General features: G+C 71.1%; 20 protein-coding genes. 16 read left to right on the top strand and 4 right to left on the bottom strand.

Annotated features, from left to right (window positions below):
- Positions 1-18 precede the first annotated feature (18 nt).
- Genes bcsA through bcsD form a run of 3 tightly spaced genes read left to right on the top strand, consistent with a single transcriptional unit; the run spans position 19 to position 7,191 of the window.
- Positions 19-4,674, top strand: a complete 4,656-nt coding sequence (gene bcsA, locus D9599_RS25560) for a UDP-forming cellulose synthase catalytic subunit (RefSeq protein WP_198384125.1) — start codon at positions 19-21, stop codon at positions 4,672-4,674.
- Positions 4,671-6,740 carry a cellulose synthase subunit BcsC-related outer membrane protein gene (locus D9599_RS25555; protein ID WP_198384124.1) on the top strand — a complete coding sequence of 690 codons (2,070 nt, stop codon included), beginning with the start codon at positions 4,671-4,673 and terminating at the stop codon, positions 6,738-6,740. The genes bcsA and D9599_RS25555 overlap by 4 nt, the downstream gene beginning before the upstream one ends.
- 13 nt (positions 6,741-6,753) lie before the next feature.
- Entirely contained in the window at positions 6,754-7,191 is a 438-nt protein-coding gene (gene bcsD, locus D9599_RS25550) for a cellulose biosynthesis protein BcsD (protein ID WP_198384123.1), read from the top strand.
- Positions 7,192-7,263: 72 nt separating this feature from the next.
- On the opposite strand, the gene D9599_RS25545 is transcribed toward bcsD, so the two are convergent.
- Positions 7,264-8,157, bottom strand: coding sequence for a methyltransferase domain-containing protein (locus D9599_RS25545; protein ID WP_375373075.1), 894 nt, complete (start codon positions 8,155-8,157; stop codon positions 7,264-7,266).
- Between the two features lie 87 nt (positions 8,158-8,244).
- Here D9599_RS25545 and D9599_RS25540 point away from each other — a divergent pair, with 87 nt between their 5' ends.
- From D9599_RS25540 to D9599_RS25530, 3 genes are all read left to right on the top strand, one after another.
- Positions 8,245-9,021 carry a ComF family protein gene (locus D9599_RS25540; RefSeq protein WP_198384121.1) on the top strand — a complete coding sequence of 259 codons (777 nt, stop codon included), beginning with the start codon at positions 8,245-8,247 and terminating at the stop codon, positions 9,019-9,021.
- 46 nt (positions 9,022-9,067) lie between these two features.
- Positions 9,068-9,325, top strand: a complete 258-nt coding sequence (grxC, locus tag D9599_RS25535) for a glutaredoxin 3 (protein WP_043838196.1) — start codon at positions 9,068-9,070, stop codon at positions 9,323-9,325.
- A gap of 88 nt (positions 9,326-9,413) precedes the next feature.
- On the top strand, positions 9,414-9,881 hold the full coding sequence (locus D9599_RS25530; protein WP_198384120.1) for a DUF1178 family protein: 468 nt from the start codon (positions 9,414-9,416) through the stop codon (positions 9,879-9,881).
- Positions 9,882-9,918: 37 nt separating this feature from the next.
- Here D9599_RS25530 and ubiG read toward each other — a convergent pair whose 3' ends face one another.
- Positions 9,919-10,644 (bottom strand): bifunctional 2-polyprenyl-6-hydroxyphenol methylase/3-demethylubiquinol 3-O-methyltransferase UbiG, encoded by a 726-nt coding sequence (gene ubiG / locus D9599_RS25525; protein ID WP_232480903.1) that lies wholly within the window; start codon positions 10,642-10,644, stop codon positions 9,919-9,921.
- Positions 10,645-10,763: 119 nt separating this feature from the next.
- On the opposite strand from ubiG, the gene D9599_RS25520 reads away from it, so the two are divergent.
- The 9 genes from D9599_RS25520 to D9599_RS25480 all read left to right on the top strand — a co-directional run bounded on the left by D9599_RS25520 (position 10,764) and on the right by D9599_RS25480 (position 19,486).
- The gene (locus D9599_RS25520; RefSeq protein ID WP_198384119.1) at positions 10,764-11,981 is read left to right on the top strand and encodes an aspartate kinase; all 1,218 of its coding nucleotides are present in this window, start codon (positions 10,764-10,766) and stop codon (positions 11,979-11,981) included.
- 161 nt (positions 11,982-12,142) lie between these two features.
- Positions 12,143-13,129 (top strand): nitronate monooxygenase family protein, encoded by a 987-nt coding sequence (locus tag D9599_RS25515; protein WP_198384138.1) that lies wholly within the window; start codon positions 12,143-12,145, stop codon positions 13,127-13,129.
- 76 nt (positions 13,130-13,205) lie between these two features.
- Positions 13,206-14,093, top strand: coding sequence for a helix-turn-helix domain-containing protein (locus tag D9599_RS25510; protein WP_198384118.1), 888 nt, complete (start codon positions 13,206-13,208; stop codon positions 14,091-14,093).
- A 107-nt stretch (positions 14,094-14,200) separates the two neighbouring features.
- Positions 14,201-15,361, top strand: a complete 1,161-nt coding sequence (ispG, locus tag D9599_RS25505) for a flavodoxin-dependent (E)-4-hydroxy-3-methylbut-2-enyl-diphosphate synthase (protein ID WP_198384117.1) — start codon at positions 14,201-14,203, stop codon at positions 15,359-15,361.
- The gene (locus tag D9599_RS25500) at positions 15,361-15,537 is read left to right on the top strand and encodes a hypothetical protein (protein ID WP_198384116.1); all 177 of its coding nucleotides are present in this window, start codon (positions 15,361-15,363) and stop codon (positions 15,535-15,537) included. The genes ispG and D9599_RS25500 overlap by 1 nt, the downstream gene beginning before the upstream one ends.
- Positions 15,538-15,575: 38 nt before the next feature.
- The gene (gene hisS / locus D9599_RS25495; protein WP_198384115.1) at positions 15,576-16,820 is read left to right on the top strand and encodes a histidine--tRNA ligase; all 1,245 of its coding nucleotides are present in this window, start codon (positions 15,576-15,578) and stop codon (positions 16,818-16,820) included.
- Positions 16,820-17,875: a peptide chain release factor 1 gene (prfA, locus tag D9599_RS25490; RefSeq protein WP_198384114.1), complete on the top strand. Its 1,056-nt coding sequence runs from the start codon at positions 16,820-16,822 to the stop codon at positions 17,873-17,875. The genes hisS and prfA overlap by 1 nt, the downstream gene beginning before the upstream one ends.
- A complete protein-coding gene (prmC, locus tag D9599_RS25485; RefSeq protein WP_198384113.1) occupies positions 17,872-18,735 on the top strand; it encodes a peptide chain release factor N(5)-glutamine methyltransferase in 864 nt (287 codons plus the stop codon). Before prfA ends, prmC begins: the two co-directional genes overlap by 4 nt.
- A gap of 409 nt (positions 18,736-19,144) precedes the next feature.
- A complete protein-coding gene (locus tag D9599_RS25480; protein WP_375373074.1) occupies positions 19,145-19,486 on the top strand; it encodes a DUF4167 domain-containing protein in 342 nt (113 codons plus the stop codon).
- A gap of 22 nt (positions 19,487-19,508) precedes the next feature.
- On the opposite strand, the gene D9599_RS25475 is transcribed toward D9599_RS25480, so the two are convergent.
- Both D9599_RS25475 and D9599_RS25470 read right to left on the bottom strand, forming a co-directional pair.
- Positions 19,509-21,713: an amylo-alpha-1,6-glucosidase gene (locus D9599_RS25475; protein ID WP_198384111.1), complete on the bottom strand. Its 2,205-nt coding sequence runs from the start codon at positions 21,711-21,713 to the stop codon at positions 19,509-19,511.
- Positions 21,714-21,844: 131 nt separating this feature from the next.
- Complete coding sequence (locus D9599_RS25470) at positions 21,845-22,624, bottom strand: MOSC domain-containing protein (RefSeq protein WP_198384110.1); 780 nt, start codon at positions 22,622-22,624, stop codon at positions 21,845-21,847.
- Positions 22,625-22,756: 132 nt separating this feature from the next.
- Here D9599_RS25470 and clpB point away from each other — a divergent pair, with 132 nt between their 5' ends.
- Positions 22,757-25,351 (top strand): ATP-dependent chaperone ClpB, encoded by a 2,595-nt coding sequence (gene clpB, locus D9599_RS25465; RefSeq protein WP_198384109.1) that lies wholly within the window; start codon positions 22,757-22,759, stop codon positions 25,349-25,351.
- Positions 25,352-25,561 lie beyond the last annotated feature (210 nt).

The following is a 25,561-nucleotide window of genomic DNA, read 5'->3' as shown; positions in this document are numbered from 1 at the left end:
GTCCGCGGGAACGTCTGGTTGGCGCGGCTGTCGGTCGCGCTCGGCTTCATCATCGCGCTGCCCTTCATCGTCGCGCCGCTGGAGGCCGAGCAGCAGGCTTGGGTCGCCATCGGCGGCCTGTTGGTCTTCACCATCTGCTCGCTGGCACCCGGGCGCGGCGTCCTTGTCTTCCTTGCGCTGTTCTCTGGCGTGATCTCGAGCCGCTACATCTACTGGCGCATTACGGACACGCTCGACTACACGGAGTTCTGGGCGACCTTCCTCGGCACCGGCTTGCTGCTCGCCGAGATCTACGCCGTCCTCGCGCTGCTGCTCTCCTATCTGCAGTCGCTCTGGCCGCTGGAGCGCCGCCCGGTGCCGCTGCCCGAGGACCCGGACGAGTGGCCCTCGGTCGATATCTTCATCCCCACCTACAACGAGCCGCTGGAGGTGGTGAAGCCGACCATCTTCGCCGCCATGGCGATTGACTGGCCGCGGGACCGGATGAATGTCGTTCTGCTCGACGATGGCCGCCGCGAGGACTTCCGCGCCTTCTGCGAGCTGGTGGGCTGCGGGTACATGGTCCGCCCGGACAACAAGGGCGCCAAGGCCGGCAACATCAACCACGCGCTTTCCCGCACCACCGGCGAGTTCGTCCTCGTGCTGGACTGCGACCACGTCGCCACCCGCGCCTTCCTGCAGATGACGGTAGGCTGGCTGCTGCGCGACCCGCAGCTCGCGATGGTGCAGACCCCGCACCACTTCTACTCCCCCGACCCTTTCGAACGGAATCTCGCCTCCGGCACGCGCGTGCCGAACGAGGGGCTGCTGTTCTACGGCCTGATCCAGCCGGGCAACGACCTCTGGAATGCGGCCTTCTTCTGCGGCTCCTGCGCCGTGATCCGCCGGGTCGCGTTGGAACAGGTGGGCGGCGTGCCGACGCAGACGGTGACCGAGGACTGCCATTGCAGCCTCAAGATGCAGCGCCTCGGCTGGCGGACTGCCTATCTGCGCCTGCCGCTCGCGGCCGGCCTCGCGACGGACCGGCTGCTCGCGCATGTGGGCCAGCGGATGCGCTGGGCGCGCGGGATGGTGCAGATCTTCCGGGTCGACAACCCCTTGCTGGGGCCGGGCCTGAGCATCACGCAGCGCCTCTGCTACGTGGCGTCGATGTGGCACTTCCTCTTCCCGCTGCCACGCTTCATCTTCCTCACGGCACCGCTGGCCTACCTCTTTTTCGGGCAGAACCTCATCGCGGCCTCGCCGCTCGCGATTGTGGCCTATGCGGGGCCGCACGTGGTCCACGCCGTGCTCACGAACTCGAAGCTCCAGTCGAAGGTGCGCCACTCCTTCTGGTCGGAAATCTACGAGACGGTGCTCTCGCTCTACCTGCTGCCGGTCGTGCTCACGACGCTGCTCGACCCGACGCGGGGCAAGTTCAACGTGACGGACAAGGGCGGTACGCTGGAGGAGGGCTATTTCGACTTCCGCGCGACCGGGCCGAACTTCGTCCTCGCGGTGGTTCTCGTCTTCGGGCTGCTCTCGGGCATCTACGGCATGGCGGCGAACCCGGTGGACAGCCTCGAATTCCAGGCCTTTGCGCTCAACACGCTCTGGGTAATGCTTTCGCTGCTCACGGTTCTTGCCGGCCTCGCGGTCGGGCGCGAGCGCCGGCAGGTGCGCGAGCGCGCGCGGGTCGGCGCCGTCATGCCGGTGGGCGTGGTGCTCCCGGACGGGCGCCTGATTCCTGGCGAGACGCTCGACCTTTCCCTGGGCGGCGCCGCCGTTGCGGCGCCTCGGCCGGACGGCCTGGTGGACAACGCCTACGTAACGCTGGAGATCGACTTGGGCCCGGAACGCGTGTCGATCCCCGCGGAGTCCCTGCGCTGGCAGAACACCCGCCTTCAGGTGCGCTTCGCCCCGCAGGACGTACGCGACGAGGGTAACATCGCCCGCGTGGTGCTCGGCCGTGCCGATGCCTGGGTCGACTGGGACGACGTGCGCCCCGACCGGCCGATGCGCTCGCTGGGGGAGGTACTTCGCAGCATCGGGGGCCTCTTCCGCGGGAACAGCCAGTTCTCGCTCCGCGCCCGTCGTGCCCGGCGCGAGGCTGCGGCCAGGGTCGCGCGGACGGCGCCGCAGCGCAGCCCCGGGCCGTCTGCCATGCGTGCAGCGCCGCCGCCCAGCACCAGCCGTGCCGCCGAGGCCGCGCAGCGCCGTGCCGCGGCCCGCGCGCGCCGCAGCGCGGCGGTGCTGCTCGCTTTGTGCCTCGGCGCTTCGCAGGCCGCGGCCCAGTCGCCGCGCCCGCAGGCGCCGCCTCCGCCGCCGCCCCTGGGCAGCGCTTTCTCCCCGCCGCCGCTTCCGGGAGGCAGCCTTGCCGCGCCCGCGCCTGCCGCAACACCCGCGGCGCAGCCGCGGCCCGCGCCGGCGCTGCCCTCCTTCGACCCGCCGCCGCTGCCCTCCTTTCAGCCCGCGCCCGCCGCGGCACAGCCGACCGCACCCCAGGTCGCGCCCTCTGCCCCCGTGACTTTCGGTGGGGAGACCACGCCCGGGGCCGGGTCGAGGGTAGAAACGCGTACGCTGCGGCAGCTCGGCCTTCGCAGCCCGATGCAGCTCCGCGGTCTGGCGGACCTGCAGGGCATCCTCTTCGGCATCCGCTCGGACGAGGTGGTGACCGGCGCGAAGCTGACCCTGCAGGGCGCGACGAGCCCGGCGCTCATCCCCGAGCTGTCGCAGATCGCGGTGACGATCAACGAGCAGTTCGTGGGCACGATAACGCCGGACCGTGCCCGCCCCGCCTTCGGGCCCGTCGAGTTCGCGATTAACCCGGTCTTCTTCGCCGACAGCAACCGGCTGAACATCCGCTTCACCGGTCGCTACGCGGTCGAGTGCAACGACCCGCTCTCCGGCCTGCTCTGGTCCACGGTCTCGGATCTCTCGACACTCCAGCTCACGCTCGAGCGGCTGCCCCTGAACCGCGACCTCGCGCGGCTGCCCGAGCCCTTCTTCGACCCCCGGCTGCTGCGCGAGCCATTGGTGCTGCCGGTGATCATGGCGGAGGGCGCGGGCAACGATGCGGTACGCGCCTCCATCATCGCCTCCTCCTGGTTCGCGGTGCAGGCGGACTACCGCGGAGCCACCTTCCCGGTCAGCGCCGTGGTGCCAGCGCGCGGCAACGCCATCGTCGTCGCGATCGGCCCCGACTCGGTGCCCGGGCTTGCCTTGCCGCGCATGGAAGGGCCGACGCTCGCGATCCTGCCCAACCCGAACGACGCCAATTCGCTGCTGCTGCTCGTCGGCGGCCGCACGGGCGCCGAGGCCGCGACCGCCGCCCAGGTGCTCGCGACGGCGAAGGAGGGGCTATCGGGGGAATCGGCGACCGTGCAGGTCACGGAGCTTCCCGCGCGCCAGCCCTACGACGCGCCGCGATGGATCCGGAACGACCGCCCGGTGAAGTTTGGTGAGCTGGTAGAAACGACGGACCTGCAGTCCTTCGGCTACGCGCCGGGGCCCATTTCGGTGCCCTTCCGCACGGCGCCCGACCTCTACACCGCGCGGGAGCGCAACCTGCCGGTGGATGTGCGCTTCCGCGCGCCGCCCGGGCCCATCCTCGACCTTGCCGTCTCGCGTCTCGATGCCGCGCTGAACGACGTCTACCTGAAGTCGTTCCCGCTGCGCGAAGGCGAGCCGGGCTGGCCCTGGAGCTGGCTTTACCGCACTATCGGGCGCAGCGGTTCGGAGCGCGCCGAGGGGCAGGTGGGCCTGCCGCCCTATCTCGTCTTCGGCCTGAACGAGCTTCAGTTCCGCTTTGACCTGCGCCCGCTGCATCGCGGGGACTGCGTGAGCGTGCCCGGGGACATCCGCTCCTCGATCGATCCGGACAGCACGATCGACCTCTCGGCCGCTTATCGCTTCACGGAGCTGCCGAACCTCGCCTATTTCGTCGGTAGCGGCTTCCCCTACACGAAGATGGCGGATCTCTCCTCGACCGCAGTGGTCCTGCCGGACCGCGCGAACCCGCTGGAGATCTCCGCCACGCTCAACGTCATCGGGCGAATGGCGGCGATCACGGGCTATCCCGCGACCCGGATCGAGGTGGCGCGCCCCGGCGGGCTTGATGCGGTTGCCAACCGTGACCTGTTCGTCGTCGGTTCCCTTACGCGCCAGCCGGCGCTCTCCACCCTGCTGCGCGATGGGCCAATCACGGTGGACGGCAACCGGGTCACGGTCGCCCTGCCGGACACGCTGCAGAGCTTCCGCAACATCTTTCTCTCGGACGACCGCCGCCTCGATCGTGAGCGTCTGACCGCGACCCTCGGCGGGGCACAGGGTGAGGGGAGCGGGCTGCTGATCGGCTTCCAGAGCCCGCTCGACAGCGAGCGCTCCGTTATCGCGCTGACGGGTTCCACGCCGCAGGCGATGGAGGCGATGGTCGGGGCACTGCGCGACCCCGAGCAGCAGCCGCGGATCCAGGGCGACGTGGCGAACCTCGTCAACGGCCGCGTCGATTCCTTCAAGGTGTCGCGAAATTACGGCGTGGGCAGCCTGCCGATCACGCTGTTGCCGCAGCGCTACCTGACCACCCGGCCCGACCTGATGCTGGGCCTGCTCGTCATCGCGGCGCTGGTGATCGCCGTGCCCCTCTACTGGACGCTGCGCCGCCGGGCCATCCGCCGGCTGAGGATCCGTGCATGACCCCGCTTCGGCAAAGGCTTCTCGCGGCCGCCGCGATGGCGACGGCCCTCGGCGCCGCGCCCGCGCTCGCGCAGGGCGGCGGGGCGGGCGTGCTGCTCGAGCAGGCCGCCTTCTGGCGCGCCCAGGGTCAGCCCGCCCGCGCGGCCGCGACGTTGGAGCGGGTGCTGGCCGTCCATCCCGCTCATGCCGATGCTCTCGCCGCGGCGGCGATGGCGCAGATCGAGCTTGGCCAACCGGTGGTGGCGCAGGGCTATTTCGCCCGGCTGCGCCAGGTGGCGCCGGAGGACGTCCGGGTAGCGCGCATTGCCGAGGCACTTGGCCTGCCGGTCCCGCGTGTCACGCCGGTCCGGGCCGCGCCGCCCGCGCTCGATACCGCGGTTCAGACCCCCGGCAACCGCGAGGGCGCGGAGAGCGCCCGTGTCCGCTTGCCAGAGGTAATTGAGGAGGCACCGCGGCTCTTCCAGGGTGCGCGCGATCCCCGCGTTGCCGGGCGCATCGCAGAGGCCGTGCTTCGCCGCGATCCGCGCAATGCCGAGGCGCGGGTGGGCGCCATCGACGCCGCGGTGGCGCTGGACGACCTCGCTTCCGCCGAGGTGCTGCTGGCCGAGGGCCGGCTGCTGAACGGGAACGAGTCGCGGCTCTCCTACGCCGAGGCGCGGCTGGCGCTCGCCCAAGGCGACCTTGGCCGTGCGCAGACGGCTCTCCGCCTCGCGGCCGAGCAGCGCCGGGCGCAGATCGGGCAGGACGCGCCGCTGGCTATCGCGGCCGCGAACGGGCGCCGCACGCTGCTGTCCGGAGACGGGCAGGGGTCCTCCTTCGTGCCGCTCGACGCCAATCCGGCGACATCCTCCGCGGGCGGCGTGACGCCGACTCAGCTCCGCGCCTCCGACGACCCGCTGCTGAGCGAGATCGGCCGGCAGCTCGCCGAGGTGAACGAGCGGACGGATGGGCGCGTGGTTCCCAATTTCACCTTTCGTGCGCGCTCTGGCGGGCGCGGGCTGGAGAGGATGCGCGAGTATGGCGGCGGGGCCGAGGTCGCGGTGCCGCTGCCCGAGCTTGGCGGCGAGCTGAGCGCCCGCGTGCAGGCCGCCCATATCGACACGGGACGGCTGGACGCGACTGTGCCAAACCTGCGCCGCTTCGGAAGGAACCCGCTCGAGCTTCCCGGGCCAGGCACCCAGGTGTCCGACGCGAGGGCCGCGGCGCTGCGTCCGCGGGATGACAGCGCCACGGGCACCTCGATCGCCCTCGGCTACACGCGCGGGCCGGTCACGGTGGATGTCGGCTCGACGCCGCTCGGCTTCCGTGAGCAGACGGTGCTCGGCGGGATCGAATGGGTGCCTCGTCTGTCCGAGACCTTCCAGCTCCGCCTTCGCGGCGAGCGGCGCTCGGTGACGGACAGCCTGCTCTCCTGGTCGGGCATGCGCGACAGTGCGAGCGGCACCCTTTTCGGCGGCGTCACGCGCGTCACGGGCCGTGGGCAGCTCGAGTACTACGAGGGCCGGGTCAGCGCCTATGGCGGCGGCGGCTACTCCGCGATCACCGGTCGCAACGTGGCGGACAACCGCCGCTGGGAGGCCTCTGGTGGCTTCGCCTACGCGCTGCTCCGCTCGCCCACCAGCGAGCTGACCGCCGGGCTGGACCTGACCGCGATCGGCTACGAGAAGAACCTGCGCGGCTTCACCCTCGGTCAGGGCGGCTACTTCAGCCCGCAGAACTACTTCAACGCCTCCATTCCTGTGGATTACCGTGAGCGGATCGGCAATTTCGCCTATCGCGTCGGTGCCAGCGTGGGCGTCGCGAACTTCCGCGAGAGCTCGTCGCGCATCTTCCCGAACAATCCAGAACTGCAGGCGGCGCTGGAGCAGCAGGCGCTCTCGGACGCGACGATCTCGACCCGCTACGCCGGCCAGCGCTCCACGACGGTCACGGCCGGCGCCCGCCTGGACCTTGAATATGCCCTGACGCCGACCCTACGGGTGGGGGCCACCGCCCGTTACGACCGCGCGGCCGACTTCAACGAGACGCGCGCCCTTGTCTATGCCCGATACCGCTTTGACCCGTGAGGCGCCGCGCCCGATGACCGCCCCCTCCGAGAATGGCCCCAGCTGGGGTGTCTTTGCGCGCGCCCTGCTGGACACGCTGGAGGCGCATATGCAGCCCGAGGAGCGCGCGGTGCTGCTTCGCGCTATCGGGACGCAGATCGCCGCCCTCTGGCCGATCCCGCCGGAGGAGACGCTTTCCGGCCTGGAGGCGCAGATGAACGAGCGGCTGGCCGAGCCGCGCTGGGGCGTCGTCTCCATCTCACTCGATTCGAACGGGCCGGCCCTCGTGCTCACGCACGAGCAATTGCCGATGCTGCCGACAAGAGCCGATGCGGCAGGCGGATGGATCGTGCCGGTGCTCGAAGGCCTCCATGCCGGCTGGATCTCCGGTCAGCCGGGCGCCGAGCCGGAAGTGCAGCCCCATGTCGTCACCAGCGGGGAAGGCTCCGCGACGCTTCGCTACGGCGCCTGAAGCCTGGTTTCGTGGCGACGAGAAGGATGGCCGCCGCGGGCTCGGAACGGGCCACGCCTGCGGAGGACCGACTCAGCCCGGCGCTTCTCCCGTCCCCTGTTCCTTCGTGCCGAGGGCGTCGGCCAGCCGCGCGTCGGCGCTGCCGCGGCGGGCCGGGCGCGGCTGGTCGGGGCCTGGGCTCCAGCCGGTCAGGGTGAGCAGGCGCAGCGTCACCGGCGTCCCTTCCGGACCCTGCGGCAGGTTCGACAGGGCCGCCGGGAAGAGGTCACGCGGCGGAATCCGGTTGTCGCGGGCTCGCAGGGCGCTCGTCTCCCCGGCGGCCTGAAGGTCGCGCAGCAGGGTGAGCGGATTTCGGTAGGCGAGGGCGAGGTCCTCCACATCCGCGACTGGCAGGGCAAAGCCCGCACGCTGGAGTAGCCCGGCGCCGTCGCGCAGCTCGGGGAAGGGCGAGACGCGGGGCGAGGCACCGGCGCGGAGCGAGGCCTCCGCCCCCGTGAGCGCCTCGCGCAGGTTCTGCAGCGTGCCCAGGGCGGGGAGGGAGGCAAGGAAGAGGCCGTCCGGCGCCATCGCCCGCCGGATCTGCGCAAGGGCGCCCGGAAGGTCGTTGACCCAGTGCAGGGACAGGTTGGCAACCACCAGGTCGAAGGAGCCGGCGGCGAAGGGCAGCCATTCCTCGTCCCCCGCGACGGCCAGCCCGCCCGCGCCGGCCGCCTGGCGCAGGGATAGATCCATCGAGACGACCGAGGCGATCCCGCGTTCCCGCAGGCGCGGGGCGACCAGACCGCGGCCCCCGATCTCGAGTGCGCGCTCGAAGCGCCGGGTCGTGTCATCCAGCCGGTCCAGCAGGCGCTCGGCCGCCGCTTCCAGCACCGGGGCGACCGCGTGCTGGGTGCCGGCCGCGCGTTCCCGGCGGAGCCGGACCAGGCGGCGGTCGAAGATGAGGTGGGAGTCGCTCATCGCCCGCATATGTCGCGCGCGGGTTCGCGCCGCCAGGGGTGCCCGTGCCCGCGCCTTGTTGCTAATCAGGACCGGATTGGCCGGAAGGGGCGGGAGATGGCGTTGGCGATGGGCCTGGGTCGGCTTGCGCGCCGGGGCGGACAGGGGTTGCTCGACGCCCTTCTGCCGCCACACTGCCTCGCCTGTGACCAGCCGGTGCTTGACCAGGGCACACTTTGCGGCGGGTGCTTCGCGGGGCTGCACACGATCGTCGCGCCGCTTTGCTACAATTGCGGCCTGCCCTTCGAACATGAGGGGCAGGGGGAGGACGAGCTCTGCCCCGCCTGCATCGCCCGCCCGCCGGCCTTCGAGCGGGCGCGCGCAGCCTTCCTCTACAACGAAGCCGTGACGCGGCTCATCCTGCCGCTGAAGCACGGGGACCGCACGGAACTGGCCCGGCCGCTGGCCCGCTGGATGGCGGCGGCAGGCGCCGCGCTGCTGGAGGAGGCGGAGGTGCTCGTCCCGGTGCCGCTGCATCGCCGGCGGCTCTTCACCCGGCGCTACAACCAGGCGGCGCTGCTCGCACTGCGGCTCGGGCGGCTGGCGGGGCGGCGGGTGCTGCCGGACGCGCTGGAGCGGGTGCGCTCCACGCCCTCACTTGGGCCGCTCGGGGCGGAGCGCCGGCGCGCCGTGCTGGCGGGCGCGGTGCGGAGCCGCCCGCGTATCGCGCCGCAACTCGCCGGGCGGCGGGTGCTGCTGGTGGACGACGTGCTGACCAGCGGGGCCACGGCCGGTGCCTGCGCCGAGGCGCTGCTGGCCGCGGGTGCCGCGCGCGTCGAGGTTCTGGCGGTGGCGCGGGTGGCCGACCCGCGGAGCGCCGTGCCGGGCCATTGAAGAAGGCCGCCTTGAACAGATGCGCCCGCTCGCCGAAATGACGGGAATGGCACGCATCGAGATCTACACCATCCCCTTCTGCCCCTATTGCGAGCGCGCGAAGGCGTTGCTGACCCGGAAGGGCGCCGCCTTCGAGGAGCTGGACGCGCCGACAGGCTCGGCGGCCCGCAAGGCAGCGATCGAGCGCTCGGGCGGTCGGTCCACCGTGCCGCAGATCTTCATCGACGGGCAGGCGATCGGGGGCTCCGACGACTTGGCGGCGCTGGACCGGGCCGGAAAGCTGGACGCGCTGCTGGCGGCCTGACGCGCAATCGCTGGCACTCGGAACGCCCGGGTGCCAGAATGGGCGGGACCGGTCGTTCTGACCGGGTTGGAAGTTTTCAAGAACAGGCATGATCCACTACCAACTTCGCTGCAGCCAGGACCACGGCTTCGACGGGTGGTTCAAGGACAGTGCGGCCTTCGAGAAGGGGGCTGCGGCCGGCTTCGTCGATTGTCCGATCTGTGGGGACACGAAGGTGAGGCGCGACCTGATGGCACCTGCTATCGGCAAGGCCCGTCCCGACCCTGGCCCGGCCGAGCCGCCGCCGCCGGCCGCCACTCCGGCCCCCCCCGCGATGACCACGGCGGGGCCAATGCCCGCGCAGCTTCTGTCCCTCCTGCAGCGGATGCGGGCTGAGGTGGAGAAGAACTGCGACCATGTCGGCCGCGACTTCGCCGAGGAGGCGCGCCGGATGCATCGGGGCGAGAGCGAGCGGCGCGGCATCTATGGCGAGGCCACCGCCGACGAGGCGGAGGCGCTGGCCGAGGAGGGAATCGACGTCGGCCAGATTCCCTGGGTGCCTCGGGCGGACGGCTAGGGGGCGCCCCAAGCCTGCGAATTCCGCCCCCCCGGGTTCAGTCCTTCCGGGCGGCCATGATGTAGTTCACGGCCGTGTCCCGGCTCTGCCGCCAGCCGCCGGTCAGCGGCTCCGGCACCATCCCGGCCACATCCGTCACGCGCAGCCCTGCGCGGCGGAGGCCCGCGCCGAGTTCGGCGGGCGTGACGAACATCCGCCAGTCGTGGGTGCCGACCGGCAGCATGCGCAGCAAGTATTCCGCGCCCAGCTTTGCCATGATGAAGCTACGGGCCGTGCGGTTGAGGGTGGAGACGAAGACCATCCCCCCAGGCCGGACCGAGCGGGCGAGGGAGGCGAGGAAGGCGTCGCGGTCGGCCACGTGCTCGATCACCTCAAGCGCCGTTACCGCCTCGAATGTCTCGGCCAGGTCCTCGGGGCGGCCGTGGCGGTAGGTGATGCGGAGCCCTTCGGCCGCCGCGTGGAAGCGGGCGGCCTCCAGGGCCTCGGCCGCCATATCGAGGCCGGTGACACGGGCGCCACGCCGTGCCAGGGCCTCGGCCGCGAGCCCGGCGCCGCAGCCGACGTCCAGGAGGGTGAGGCCGCCTAGGTCCTCGGGCGGGCGGCCCAGGCGCTCGGCGATCCAGCGGGTGCGGAGCGGGTTCATGGCGTGCAGCGGCGCCATGGGGCCGCGCGGGTTCCACCAGTCCGCGGCCAGGCCGTCGAACTTGGCGACCTCCCCGGCGAGGACGGTGCCGCCCTCCATCCTTGCGACCGAGCCCTGCATCACCCGCTGCCCCCGAAGTCGTTACCGAGGTTGCTCCCCCGGGCCTGGGCCGGTATCTGTGCCGCCCCGCGCCGGGACGCAACCCGGGCAACCCCTACCCGGCAGCTCCCGATCCCCTGATGGCCCGTATCGTGATGAAGTTCGGCGGCACCTCCGTCGCCGACCTCGACCGCATCCGCAACGTCGCCGCCCGCGTGAAGCGCGAGGTGGAGGCGGGCAACGAGGTTGCCGTGGTGGTCTCCGCCATGTCCGGCGTGACGAACCAGCTCGTGAAGTGGTGCCAGGACCTCTCGCCGCTGCACGACGCGCGGGAATATGACACGGTCGTCGCGACGGGCGAGCAGGTGACGACCGGCCTGCTGGCGATCGCGCTGCAGACGCTGGGGGTGGATGCCCGCTCCTGGCAGGGATGGCAGGTCGCGATCCGCACCGACGGCGCCCACGGCAAGGCCCGGGTGGAGGAGATCGACGGCGCGCTGCTGGTCGAGCGGATGGGGCAGGGTCAGGTGCCGGTGATCGCGGGCTTCCAGGGCATCGGCCCGCGGAACCGCATCACGACCCTTGGCCGCGGCGGCTCGGACCTTTCGGCGGTCGCCGTGGCCGCGGCGGTGCGGGCGGATCGCTGCGACATCTATACCGACGTGGACGGCATCTACACGACCGACCCGCGGATCGTGCCGCGTGCGAGGAAGCTCACGCACGTGGCCTATGAGGAGATGCTGGAACTCGCCTCCGTCGGCGCCAAGGTGCTGCAGACGCGGTCGGTCGAGCTAGCGATGAAGCAGAAGGTGAGGGTGCAGGTCCTGTCTTCCTTCGAGGACAAGCCTGGCAGCCTGGTGGTGGACGAGGACGAGATCGTGGAACAGCCGCTGGTGACGGGTGTCGCCTATTCCCGCGACGAGGCGAAGGTGACGCTGCGCCGGGTACCGGACAAGCCGGGCATCGCGGCGACTGTCTTCGGCCCGCTGGCCGATGCCAACGTGAACGTGGACATGATCGTGCAAAACCTGGGCACGGACGGCACGACGGACATGACCTTCACGGTTGGCAAGGCCGACCTGCCGCGCGCGCGGGAGGTGCTGGAGGGCGCGCGGCCGGAGATCGGCTTCTCCGAGATCGTGGCGGACCCGGAGGTGACGAAGATCTCCGTCGTCGGCATCGGCATGCGCAGCCATGCTGGCGTCGCCGCCACCATGTTCAAGACGCTGGCGGCCAAGGGCATCAACATCCAGGTCATCTCCACCAGCGAGATCAAGACGAGCGTGCTGGTGGGCGGCGAGTACACCGAGCTCGCGGTGCGCGCGCTGCACACTGCCTACGGGCTGGATGCGCCCTGATGCCTGCGCTGGACCTCACCGACATCCCGGCCTCCCAGGGCGGCGCCGGCTTCGGCGGCGCGGCGGCGCAGGCCGCGGCCGAGAGGCCCGAGGTGCCGCCGGCCTCGGCACCCGCATTCCCGGCGCCGGACGAGGCGGCCCGCACGCGGCTGGAACGGCTGATGGCCCGAGGCGCCGCATTCCTCGGCAGCCGCGTCGCGATCCTCGGTGGCGCTATGTCCTGGATCAGCGAGCGCAACCTCGTCGCCGCCCTGTCCAATGCCGGCGCCTTCGGGGTGATCGCCTGCGGGGCGATGGAGCCCGACCGGCTGGCCGAGGAGATCGCGGCCACCCAGGCGCTGACGAGCAACCCCTTCGGCGTGAACCTCATCACCATGCATCCGCGGCTGGACGCGCTGGTGGATGTCTGCCTCGCCGCGAAGGTGGGGCATATCGTCTTCGCGGGCGGCATTCCGCCGACGACCGCCATCCGGAAGGCTAAGGACGGTGGGGCCAAGGTGGTCTGCTTCGCGCCGGCCCTGGCGCTCGCGAAGAAGCTCGTGCGCTCGGGCGCGGATGCGCTGGTGATCGAGGGATCGGAGGCGGGCGGGCATATCGGCCCTGTCTCCCTCAATGTGCTCGCGCAGGAGATCCTGCCGGCCATGGCCGCCGAGGTGCCGGTCTTCGTGGCGGGCGGCATCGGTCGCGGTGAGGCGCTGCTCTCGTATCTCGAAATGGGGGCGGCTGGCGCACAGATCGGGACGCGCTTCGTCTGCGCGACCGAGAGCATCGCCCATCCGCTTTTCAAGCGCGCCTTCATCCGGGGCAACGCGCGCGACGCCCTACCGACCGTGCAGCTCGATGCCCGCTTCCCCGTCATTCCCGTGCGCGCCTTGCAGAACGAGGGCACGAAGCGCTTCCTGGAGCACCAGGCGGAGGTGATCCGCCGCCATCGGGCCGGCGAGCTCGACAAGGACGCAGCGCAGCTCGACATCGAGCACTACTGGGCGGGCGCGCTGCGCCGCGCCGTCATCGACGGCGACGTGGAGAACGGCTCCCTCATGGCCGGGCAGAGCGTCGGCATGGTGACGCGCGAGGCCCCGGTCGCGGAGATCCTGGCCGAGCTCGTGGACCAGGCGGCCGCCGTGCTCGCGGCGCGGGCTGCCTGACGCGCGGGGCTTCCGCGCCCCGGACCGCCGCGATACCCTCCGCCGCATCCCCTCCGCAGAGCCTTCCAGCACCCCGATGGTGAAGCCCGACATGATGACGGCCGAGGCGGCGCGCGTCGGCGAGGAGCTGCGCGACGCGCGCCTCGCCCTCGGCGCGACGCTCGACGAGGTGGCGGACGAGCTGCGGATCAACCGTCGCTACATCGCGGCGCTGGAGGAGGGCCGTCCTGGGGACCTTCCCGGCTTGGCCTACGCGCTCGGCTTCATCCGCACCTACGCGACCGCCCTCGGCCTCGACGCCACCGACCTGGCGCGGCGATATCGGGATAGCGAGACGGCCGGACGCGGCCGGACCGACCTCGTCTTCCCCGAGGAGGCGGCGAAGCGCAGCCTTCCCGCTGGAGCCGTGATCCTGCTTGGCCTCCTGATCCTGGCCGGCACCTACGCCGCCTGGTGGACGTGGAGCGGCTCGGCGGGGCGGACGTTGGACGCCGTGCCGCCGCTGCCGGCTCGGACCGAGCAGGCGGCGCGCGATGCGCGGCAGGCGGCGGCCGAGACCGCACCCGTCCTGCCCTCTACCCTCGGCCAGGCAACCCCGGGGAGTGGCCCGCGCCCCAACGTGCCGGCGCCTTCCGCTAGCCAGGGCGCTGCCCCTGCTGCGCCCGGCGAGGCGACCTCCCGAGTGAGCCTTCGGGCGACGGACGAGGCCTGGGTGCAGGTGCGCGATCCCCGCTCCGGCCAGACCGTGCTGAACCGCGTGCTGCGCCCCGGCGAGAGCTTCGCCATCCCGCGCGACGGCTTGGTGCTGACCACCGGCAAGGCCCAGGCGGTGGAGGTGCTGCTCGACGGGCATGCCACTCAGGCTCTTTCCGGCAAGGTGGGCCTGGTCAGAGACGTGGACCTGGCACCTGACCAGCTCCGCCCGCCCCGCGCCGCCCCGGGCGCCCGCCCGCCCACGCGCTAGGGGCGGCCCTGGGGGCCGGTCCGGTCGGGCCTGCCCAGGCACGCGGGCCTTGGCCGGGGCCGCTGGCCCTGCCATATCGGGGCAGCATTTCGGGGAAGAGCCCGCGCATGTCCTATCGCCCTTACCAGCAGATCGAGCGCCGCCGGTCCCGCCAAATCATGGTCGGCCGCGTGCCCGTGGGCGGCGACGCACCGATTAGCGTCCAGACGATGACGAACACGCCGACCGAGGACGCGGCGGCCACCATCGCCCAGATTCGGCGGGCGGAGCTGGCCGGCGTGGACATCGTCCGCGTCTCCTGCCCAACTGAGGAGGCGACAGCGGCGCTGGCCGAGATCGTGCGGGAGGTGAACGTCCCGATCGTGGCGGACATTCACTTCCACTACCGCCGCGCCATCGAGGCTGCCCAGGCCGGCGCAGCCTGCCTTCGGATCAACCCCGGCAATATCGGATCTCCGGAGCGCGTGAAGGAGGTGGTACGCGCCGCTCGTGACCACGGCTGCTCCATCCGCATCGGCGTGAACGCCGGCTCGCTGGAGAAGCACCTGCTGGAGAAGTATGGGGAGCCCAACCCCGAGGCGCTGGTGGAAAGCGCCCTCTGGCATGCCGACCACCTGCTGCAGAACGACTTCCACGAGTTCAAGATCAGCGTGAAGGCGAGCGACGTGTTCCTGGCTGTCGCCGCCTACCAGCAGCTGGCGGAGGCCTGCGACCACCCGCTGCACATCGGCATCACCGAGGCCGGCGGGAAGCGCACGGGCACGGTGAAGTCCGCCATCGGCCTCGGCAGCCTTCTCTGGGCCGGCATCGGCGATACACTGCGCGTCTCTCTCTCCGCGGAACCGGAGGAGGAGGTGCATGTGGGCTGGGACATCCTCAAGTCCCTCGGCATCCGCCACCGCGGCGTGAAGATCATCTCCTGCCCTTCCTGCGCGCGGCAGGGCTTCAACGTGATCAAGACCGTTGAGGCGCTGGAGGAGCGGCTGGCGCATATTGAGCAGCCGATCAGCCTCTCCATCATCGGCTGCGTGGTGAACGGGCCCGGCGAGGCGCTGATGACCGATATCGGGCTCACCGGGGGCGGAGCCGGCACGCACATGGTCTATTCGGCGGGCAAGACGAGCCACACGACCCGGAGCGAGGACATGGTGGATCACATCGTCTCTCTCGTGGAAGCGCGGGCGGCGCAGCTCGCGGCGGAGAAGGAGGCGGCCAAGGCCGCCGAGGCCGCGGCGGCAGCCGCCAAGCTGGCGCCGGCGGCCGAGTGATGCCCTCCGCCGAGGACGATCAGCACCCGGTCCTCGCGGCGCTGGAGCAGGCCATCCTGGACCTGCTCGAGGAGTTCGAGGAAGGGCACGGGCCGATGGATGCGCGGGACGCCGAGGTCTTCCAGGCGGCGAAGGAGCACCTGCACCGCGCGGTCCAGGTGCTGCGGGAGGGGTAGGGACATCCGGGGCGGGCGGTGCTAATCCGCCGCCCACCATGGCGAAACCAGATCTCCAGCCCGCCCGCGGCACGCATGACCTGATCGGGGAGGAGTTCCGCCGCCACCGTCATGTCACGGAGACGGCCCGGCGCATCGCGGCCCTCTACGGCTTCGAGGAATGGGCGACGCCGATCTTCGAGGACACCCGCGTTTTCGCGCGCACCCTCGGCGAGACCTCGGACGTCGTCTCGAAGGAGATGTACAGCTTCGAGGACCGCGGGGGGGAGAGCATCACGCTACGGCCGGAGGGGACGGCCGGCGCCTGCCGGGCCCTCGTCACCAACGGGCTCACCCAGTCCAACCTGCCGCGCAAGGTTTTCTACGCGGGACCGATGTTCCGCTACGAGCGGCCGCAGAAGGGCCGGTACCGCCAGTTTCACCAGATCGGCTGCGAGGTCATGGGCGCGGCCGAGCCGCTGGCCGATGCCGAAGTGATCGCCTGCGGCTGGCACATCCAGCAGGAGCTCGGCATCGGCGAGGGGACGGTGCTGGAGATCAACACCCTCGGCGACGCCCCGAGCCGGGATGCCTATCGCGCAGCGCTTGTGGCCTATTTCCGGGCCTCGGCGGATAAGCTCTCGGAGGACAGCCGCGCGCGGCTGGAGAAGAACCCGATGCGGATCCTCGACAGCAAGAATCCCGGCGACCGCGCCCTCGTCGCGGAGGCGCCGACGATCGAGCCCCATCTGACCGAGGCCGCCGCCACCTTCTATGCGGGGGTGAAGCGGGCGCTTGAGCGCTTCGGCGTTCCGTTCAGGGAAAATCCGCGGATCGTGCGCGGCCTCGATTACTACAGCCACACCGCCTTCGAGTTCGTCACCGAGCGCTTGGGCGCCCAGGGCACCGTCATGGCGGGCGGCCGCTATGACGGGCTGGTGGAGGAGATGGGCGGCCCGCCAACGCCCTCTGTCGGCTGGGCGGCGGGGATCGAGCGGCTGTCGATGCTGCTGGAGACGGGGCCGGCCGCCCCACGTCCGGTGGCGGTGATCGCGGTGGGCGAGGCGGCGGAGGGCGCGGCGCTCGACGCTGTCCAGGCGCTGCGCCGGGCAGGAGTGGTGGCGGAGATCGCCTACAAGGGCAACCTCAAGCGCCGGATGGAGCGTGCAAACCGCCTTGGCGCGCGCGCTGCCATCATCATCGGGGAGGAGGAACTGGCCGGCGGCGTGGCCCAGCTCCGCGACCTTGATGCCGGCACGCAGGAGCGCGTCCCGCTGGCCGAGCTGGCGGCGCGGCTCGGCTGATGGCGCTTCCCGCAAAGCTGGACCGCCTCCTCTCCCGCGCCGAGGAGCTGCGCCACGAGCTCGGCACCGCCGATGGCAGCCGTTTCGGCACGCTGTCGAAAGAACTGGCCGAGCTGGAGCCGGTGGTGGAGAAGATGGGCGAGTTGCGCGCCGCCGAGCGCGCCCGCGACGACGCCGAGGCGATGATGGCCGACCCCGAGATGCGGGAGCTGGCCGAGGCCGAGTATTTCGAGATGCGCGACCGCGTGCCCGCGCTGGAGCACGAGATCCGCATCATGCTCCTGCCCCGGGACGCGGCGGACGAGCGCTCCGCCATCCTGGAGATCCGCCCGGCGGCGGGCGGCGACGAGGCCGGGCTCTTTGCCGCGGAGCTGTTCCGCGCCTACCAGCGCTACGCCGAGAGCCAGGGCTGGCGCTTCGAGGTGCTGGAGTGGGACGAGAGCGACGCGGGCGGCATCAAGGGCGCCAGCGCCAGCATCGCTGGCCGCGGCGTCTTCGCGCGGCTGAAGTACGAAAGCGGCGTGCATCGAGTGCAGCGCGTGCCGGCGACCGAGACACAGGGCCGCATCCACACCTCCACCGTGACAGTCGCCGTGCTGGCGGAGGCGGAGGAGGTGGACGTGCAGATCAACGAGAGCGACCTCCGCATCGACACCTACCGCGCCTCCGGCGCCGGCGGGCAGCACGTGAACAAGACGGATAGCGCCGTCCGCATCACCCACATTCCAACCGGCACCGTGGTCGCGATGCAGGAGGAGCGGTCCCAGCACAAGAACCGCGCTAAGGCGATGACGGTGCTGCGTGCCCGGATCTACGAGGCCCAGCGGCAGGCCGCCGCCGGCGCCCGCGCGGCGGACCGCAAGGGCCAGGTGGGCACGGGCGACCGCAGCGAGCGCATCCGCACCTACAACTTCCCCCAGGGCCGCGTGACCGACCACCGCATTGGCCTCACGCTCCACAAGGTGGAGCGGGTGATGATGGGCGAATTGGACGAGATCATCTCCGCCCTCATGGCTGAGGACCAAGCGGCGCGGCTGGCGGCCGAGGAGGGGTGAGCGGTTGCGAGCCGGGCGGCTCCGTTGGCGCCTTTCTCTGCCAAGCGGGGCAGGTGCTGCGGGCCGCGGCAGTCGAGGCGCCCCGGCAGGAGGCGCGGCTGCTGCTCGCCCACGCCATGGGATGCCGTCAGGAGGACCTGCTACGCGCCCCCCGCGCCCCGGTGCCGCCCGAGGCCGAGGGACGCTTTCGCCAGCTACTCGCGGCCCGCGCCCGGCGTGCGCCCTTAGCCTATCTTCTCGGCCATACCGGGTTCTGGACGCTCGACCTGCTGAGCACCCCGGTAACCCTGATTCCGCGCGCCGACACCGAGGCGCTGGTCGAGGCCGCGCTGGAGGCCTTTCCGGCGCGGGAGGCGGTCCGGCGAGTTCTGGACCTCGGCACCGGCACGGGGGCGCTGTTGTTGGCTGCACTTTCCGAGTTCCCCGGCGCCTTCGGGGTCGGGGTGGACCGGAGCCCGGAAGCGGCGTCGCTGGCCCGTGCGAACGCCGCGCGCAACGGGTTTTCGTCCCGCGCGGCTTTCCTGGCCGGGGACTGGGGGGCGGCGCTGGCGGGGCGATTCGATCTCGTTCTCTCCAATCCGCCCTATATTGAGTCCGCGGCCATCCCGGGGCTTATGCCGGAGGTGGCACTGCATGAGCCGGCCCTGGCACTGGACGGCGGGGCGGACGGGCTGGATGCCTATCGCGCCCTCGCCGCACTCCTGCCGGGGGTGCTGACCGACGGTGGCAGGGCGGTGCTGGAACTCGGCCAGGGGCAGCGGGAGGCCGTTGAGGCGCTCATGCGTCGGGCGGGGCTGCGGCCCCTCGGCTGCCGGACCGATCTTGGCGGCGTCCCGCGGGCGTTGGTGGTGGCCCGGTAGGGGTTCCGAAAAAATGATTTGGCGGAATCGGGGTGGATCACTACCTTGACCCCGTGGCGCCTATCGCGCATGCAGCGCGCTGGGTCCGTCGGAGCCCCGGTCCCCTTCGCCCATGCGGGGCAGGCCATGCCACCGGCAAGCCGCTCGGCACAACGATCATCATCTCGCCAGCCGGAGCCTCCCAGCGGACCAGGGGACGGAACCAAGGGCCGCAACCCAGGATCCCGAGCCAGGACCAATTGCGGGGCGGCGGCGCGAGCATGGAAGTGCGAACCAGACCCAGATGAACATGAAGCGTATGCGCGGCCGTGGGAACTTCCGTCAGGGAGGGCATGGCGGCGGCCATGGCGGGGGCGGCGGGGGACCCCGTCCCCAGGGCGGCGGCAACCAGCCAATGAACCGCAATCACGTGTTCGATTCCATCGGACCGGACATGCGGATGCGCGGCACGGCCCAGCAGCTTTTCGAGAAGTACCTCCAGCTCGGCCGCGACGCGACCGGCTCGGGCGACCGCGTCATGGCCGAGGGCTACTTCCAGCACGCGGAGCACTATTTCCGCATTCTGAACGCCATGAACCAGGCCCAGCAGCAGCAGGGCGGGCATCAGGGCAACCAGCAGGGTGGCCAGAACCGCCGCTATCAGGGCGGCGATGCGCAGCAGGACGCCTATGCCGAAAGCGAGGCCGAAGGCGGCGTCAATGGCTACGATGGCCAGCCGATGGACGGCGAGACCCGCGAGACCATTCAGTAGGCTGGGTCCGCCGCCGCGGCGGTCAGGTGATGACCGCCACCTCCAACTGGCCCTGCCGGCGCAGAACATTGAGCGAGACGCCTCCATCGGCTTTGTGCCGGCGCAGGCGCACGTCCACCGACGCCTCGCCCAGCCGCAGGTTCTCGATCCGCAGCTCCTCCAGCCAGGGCGGCAGAATGGGGCGGTGGAAGCGCACCGTCCGCTCCTCAGGGCGGAAGGAGAGGCCGAGCATGGCGCCGAGCGCCGCATAGGCCGCTGCCGTGGCGGAGGAATGGGGCAGACAGGCCACGGGATAGGCGGTGGGGCTCCCCCCCTCCCGCCGCGGGAAGCCGCAGAACAGTTCAGGCAGGCGGCGCAGGTCGCCGGCCTGGGCGGCGTCGTAGATCCCCGTCAGCAGCCGCTCCAGCGGGCCGTTCAGCCCGTAGCGCTTCATGCCCAAGGCGATCAGGGCGTTGTCGTGCGGCCAGACTGAGCCGTTGTGGTAGGACATGGGGTTGTAACGGCTCTCCCCCTCCGCGATCGTGCGGATGCCCCAGCCTCCGAAGGATTCCGGCGTCATGAGTGTCTGGGCGAGCCGATGCGCGCGCTCCGGCGGCGCAAGGCCGGTGAGCAGCGCGTGGCCGGCGCTGGAGGAGCGCACCCGGCAGGGACGCTTGGCCGCGTCCAGCGCCATGGCATAGGTCGAGAGGTCCTCGCACCAGAAGGCCTCCTCCACCCGGGCGCGGAGGGCATCGGCATTGCTATGCCAGACCTCGGCCTCGTTCTCCTGGCCGAGGGCGAGGGCCATGCGGCCGGCGCCGCGCCAGGCGGCCTCGGCATAGGCCTGGACTTCGATGAGGGCGATCGGTCCCTCCGCCAGCTGCCCGTCCTCGTGGAAGACGCTGTCCCAACTGTCTCGCCAGCCCTGGTTCAGCAGGCCGTCCTGGGACTGGCGCTCGTATTCGAGGAGCAGGTCGCCATCGAGGTCCCCGTGCCGCTCGATCCAGCGGAGCGCGGCGACGATGTTCGGCCAGATCTCCCGGATCAGAGCCCAGTCCCCCGTTCGTTCCGCATACTGGCTGGCGAGCATGACGTAGAGGGGAGTGGAATCGGCCGAGCCGTAGTAGCGGCCGAAGGGCACCTCGCGGAGCGCGGCCATCTCGCCGCTGCGGAGCTCGTGCAGGATCTTGCCGGGCTCCGCGTCGCGCGCGGGATCCAACTCGGTCGCTTGGTGGCGGGCGTGGAAGCGCAGCACCCCGCGCGCCAGCGCCGGGTCCGCCCAGAGGCACTGCATGGCTGTCAGAAGGGAGTGTCGGCCGAAGGGCGAGGAGAACCAGGGGATGCCGGTATAGGGCACCGGGCCTGAAGGGGTGTGGGTGGTCAGCATCGTCAGGTCCGCAGCGGCGCGCGCGAACCAGTCGTCGAAGACCTTGTTGGAGGAGAGCACCCGCGCCCCCTCGGCACCGCGCGCGCCGCTCCATTCCCGGATGCCCGCGAGGAGGCCGTCGAAGCCTGGAGAAGGCGCCGGCGCCTGCTCAGGGCCGGATTCGCAGGCAATCGCTATCTCGATCACCCGCGCGCCGCCGGGGGGAAGGTCCAGCGCCCAGCGGTTGTCGCGCCCGGGCGGCCCATCCGGCGGCGGGTCGAAGGAGAGGCGGGTGCGCCGCTCCGCCCCGTCCAGCCCAAGATAGGAGAAGACGAGGCCGCCGCCCTCGCGTCCCTCCGGCTGGCGCCGCTCGCCTCTGCCGGCGCGCCGGTGCCCGCGCACCTCGAAGATGTCGGCGAAGTCGGCCGCGAAAGTGAGGAGCAGCTCGGAGGCCAGATGAGCCCCGGAGAAGTTCCGGAGCGTGATCCGCTCCCGCACGAGGCCGTTGCCGAGCACGATCTGGCGCTCGACATGCATCGAGTTCCGAGTCAGGCGCCGGTCGGGCGCCACGGGGATGTCAGGGTTGGTCATGTTCACCGTGAGCACGGTGTTGTCCGCGCTGACGGCCGAGGAGAGCAGTAGCGGCCGGAGCCCGGCGAGGCGGAGCGACACGCGGGAGAGGAAGCGCGTGTCGTCGTGGAACAGCCCTTCGGCGGTGGAGCCAACCGCCTGGGCATCGCCGAAATGGTCGAGGACGAGGAAGGAGGAGCCGTTCTTCAGCGTTCGCGGGCGATAGAGCGCGAGGGCCGTAGCGGCGGTGGAGGCGACGCTCCAGGCATTCTCGTCCTCCGGCCGCGGCAGGCCGGTTGGCTCGTGGTCCATCTTGTCACTCCCTGCCCCGGCCTGGCCCTTGGCCCCGGCTTGCAGAGGGCGGGGGCCGGGGAGGCGCGGGCAGGATGCGGTCGGGCCAGCGGGCGGGCAAGATGTTCAGCGCACTCTACCGGTGGTTGTTGCTAAGCCTCCTCAAGCGCATCGCCCACCGCGACGCGCCCACCCTCCAGCACCGTGGCGTGGACGCCAAGGTCGGCATGGCCGAAATGCTCCCGAAGCAGCTTCGGAATGTCGAGGTCGCGCTCGCCGGTCGCGAGGTCCACCTGCGTGGCGGGGCAGCGGACGGTGCGCTTGAAGACCGAGAGCCGCGCGCCGCCCAGCAGCACCTCCCGGCCCACCCAGTCGAACTCGGCCCAGGCGGGCAGGCCGGTGAAATAGATGTTGGCGCGGAAGCGAAGCGGGTGCAGCCGCCGGCCGAGCGCCGCTTCCAGGGCGTGCAGGCTTGCGAGGTTGATCAGCGAGACGCCCTTTCGCGCCTGGTCGGTGAAGGCGTGGCCCGGCGCCTCCGTGAAGCGGGGTGCACGCGCGGTTCCATCGGGTGCCGTTCCGTTGCGCGCTTCCTCCCCGAGGAAGCGGATGAGCCAGTCGCCGAGGGCGGCCTTTCCCTGGGCGGTGTTGGTGGGCGCGGAGAGGGGAGGGAGACCCTCGGCCGCGAGGGAGAGGGTGCCGTCGTGCGGGTCGAAGGCCGCGCGCACGAGGACGACTCGCGCGTTCTTCATCATGCAGGCAAAGTTCTGCTTCGGCAGGAAGCGGGGCTCGGCTTCGTCGAAGGGGGAGTCGCCTTGCGCCAGGGCGAAGCGGCGGTCGTGCGGGATCGTCTCCCCTGGGGTGAGGATGACCTCCTCCAGACTCTCGGCCGTCAGGCCCTTCACGGGATAGCGGAAGAGTTGTTCCACGCGCATCGGACGCCTCTTGAAGCCGGGCCGCGGGCGTTACCACATCCTCGCCACAACGCCGAACCCGTTGCCTCCTGAGGGGCGGGAATGGCGGTCGCCAGTGATCCCGCGGGCCCGCCCGCGGCGGAGGGACATAGCATGGACATTGAGAAACTCACCGAGCGCGCCCGGGGCTTCCTGCAGGCTGCGCAGACGATCGCAATCCGCGAATACCACCAGCGCGTGACGCCCGAGCATCTGCTCAAGGCCTTCCTCGACGACGAGGAGGGCGCAGCCACCGGTCTCATCCGGGCGGCGGGCGGCAATCCTGCGGGTGCCAAGGCCGATATCGACCTCGAGGTGTCGCGTAACCCACGCGTCTCCGGCGGTGGCGCTGGCCAGCCTCAGGTGACGCCTGAGTTGGTGCGCGTGCTGGACGCGGCCGAGCGCACGGCGACGCGCGCCGGCGACAGCTTCGTGGCGCAGGACCGGCTGTTGGTGGCGATCGCCGCGAGCGAGACGCCCGCTGGCCGCGTGCTGGTGAAGAGCGGCGCGACGGCGCAGAAGCTGGAGGCCGCCATCGCCGAGGTCCGCAAGGGCCGCACGGTGGACAGCGCCAATGCGGAGCAGCAGTTCGATGCCCTGAAGAAGTATGCCCGTGACCTGACGGAGGCCGCGCGTGACGGCAAGCTCGACCCGGTAATCGGCCGCGACGAGGAGATCCGTCGCACGATCCAGGTGCTTGCCCGCCGCACGAAGAACAACCCTGTGCTGATCGGCGAGCCCGGCGTGGGCAAGACCGCGATCGTCGAGGGCCTGGCGAGCCGCATCGTCAACGGCGACGTGCCGGAGGCGCTGAAGAGCAAGCGCGTGCTCGCGCTCGACCTCGGCGCGATGGTTGCGGGCGCGAAGTACCGCGGCGAGTTCGAGGAGCGCCTGAAGGGCGTTCTCACGGAGATCGAGAACGCGGCCGGCGAGGTGATCCTTTTTATCGACGAGATGCACACCCTCGTCGGTGCGGGCAAGGCGGACGGTGCGATGGACGCCTCCAACCTGCTCAAGCCGGCGCTGGCCCGGGGCGAGCTGCACTGCATCGGCGCGACCACGCTCGACGAGTACCGCAAGCACGTGGAGAAGGACGCGGCTCTGGCCCGTCGCTTCCAGCCCGTCTTTGTCGGTGAGCCGAGCGTGGAGGACACCGTTTCCATCCTGCGCGGCATCCGGGAGAAGTACGAGCTGCACCATGGCGTGCGGATCGCGGACTCCGCGCTCGTCGCCGCCGCGACGCTTTCCAACCGCTACATCACGGACCGTTTCCTGCCAGATAAGGCGATCGACCTCGTGGACGAGGCGGCGTCGCGTCTCCGGATGGCCGTGGACAGCAAGCCCGAGGAACTGGACGCGATTGACCGCGATTTGCTGCGCAGCCGCATCGAGCGCGAGGCGCTGAAGCGCGAGACGGACGCGGGCAGCCGCGACCGGCTCGAGAAGCTTGAGCGCGAGATCGCCTCTTTGGAGGAGCAGTCGGCCGCGCTGACCGCCCGCTGGCAGGCGGAGAAGAACAAGCTCTCTGAGGCCCAGAAGGCGAAGGAGGAGTTGGACCGCGCTCGCACGGAGGTCGAGCTGGCGCAGCGCAAGGGCGACTATGCCCGGGCCGGCGAGCTGACCTATGGCGTCATTCCCGGGTTGGAGAAGAAGATCGCGGAAGGTGCCGACGACGGTGGCCGCCTCGTGAACGAGGCGGTGACTGAGGAGGGCATCGCGGCCGTCGTCTCCCGCTGGACCGGCGTGCCCGTGGAAAAGATGCTGGAGGGCGAGCGCGCTAAGCTGCTCCGGATGGAGGACGAGCTGCGCCGGCGCGTCGTCGGTCAGGAGGAGGCCCTTGAGGCCGTCTCGAAGGCCGTGCGGCGGGCGCGGGCGGGCTTGCAGGATCCGGGGCGGCCAATCGGCAGCTTCCTGTTCCTCGGCCCGACCGGTGTCGGCAAGACCGAGCTGACGAAGGCGCTGGCGAGCTTCCTCTTCGACGACGACCGGGCGCTGCTGCGGATCGACATGTCCGAGTACATGGAGAAGCACGCGGTCTCTCGTCTCGTCGGCGCTCCCCCCGGCTATGTCGGCTACGAGGAGGGCGGTGCCCTGACGGAAGCGGTGCGTCGCCGGCCCTATCAGGTCATCCTCTTCGACGAGGTCGAGAAGGCGCATGAGGACGTGTTCAACATCCTCCTGCAGGTGCTCGACGACGGACGGCTGACGGACGGGCAGGGGCGGACGGTTGATTTCCGAAACACCCTCATCGTGCTGACGAGCAATCTCGGGTCCGAGGTGCTGGCCGCGCAGCCCGAGGGGGAGGACGTGGACCTTGTCCGCGGCCAGGTGATGAACATCGTCCGGACCCGCTTCCGGCCGGAGTTCCTCAACCGGCTGGACGAGATCGTGCTCTTCCGTCGCCTCGCGCGGGGCGACATGGGGTCCATCGTGGAGATCCAGCTCGGCCGCCTGCGCAAGCTGTTGGAGGAGCGGAAGATCACGCTGGAGCTGGACGACGAAGCGCGGGACTGGCTTGCCGAAGCCGGTTACGACCCCGTGTACGGTGCGCGGCCGCTGAAGCGCGTGATCCAACGCAACCTGCAGGACCGTCTTGCTGGGCAGCTGCTTGAGGGCAGCGTTCGCGACGGGGAGACCCTGCGGGTGACCGTCGGACCGGACGGGCTGGAAGTACGCTCTGTCAGTTCGATGGCGGAAAATGTTGCGTGACACTTTGACAGGCGTGGGCGGCGCCCATATAAGCCGCCCACACCGACGGCGCCGCTGAATGAAGCGCGCTGGAGGCTCCCGAAAGGGAAGAAAGCGGGGTTGACGGAGTGGCCTTCGGCCGCTATATCCGCCGCCCCGCCGCTTCAGTCGGGGTTATCGAGATAGGGTTGGGCTTGCCCAACCGGGGAAGCCCGGGACCTCAGCTCGTTC

The sequence above is a fragment of the Roseomonas sp. KE2513 genome (assembly GCF_016107305.1).
In the GTDB taxonomy this organism is placed as follows: domain Bacteria; phylum Pseudomonadota; class Alphaproteobacteria; order Acetobacterales; family Acetobacteraceae; genus Roseomonas.
Note: the sequence above shows the minus strand (reverse complement) of the source record. Positions and strands in the feature narration are given on the sequence as shown.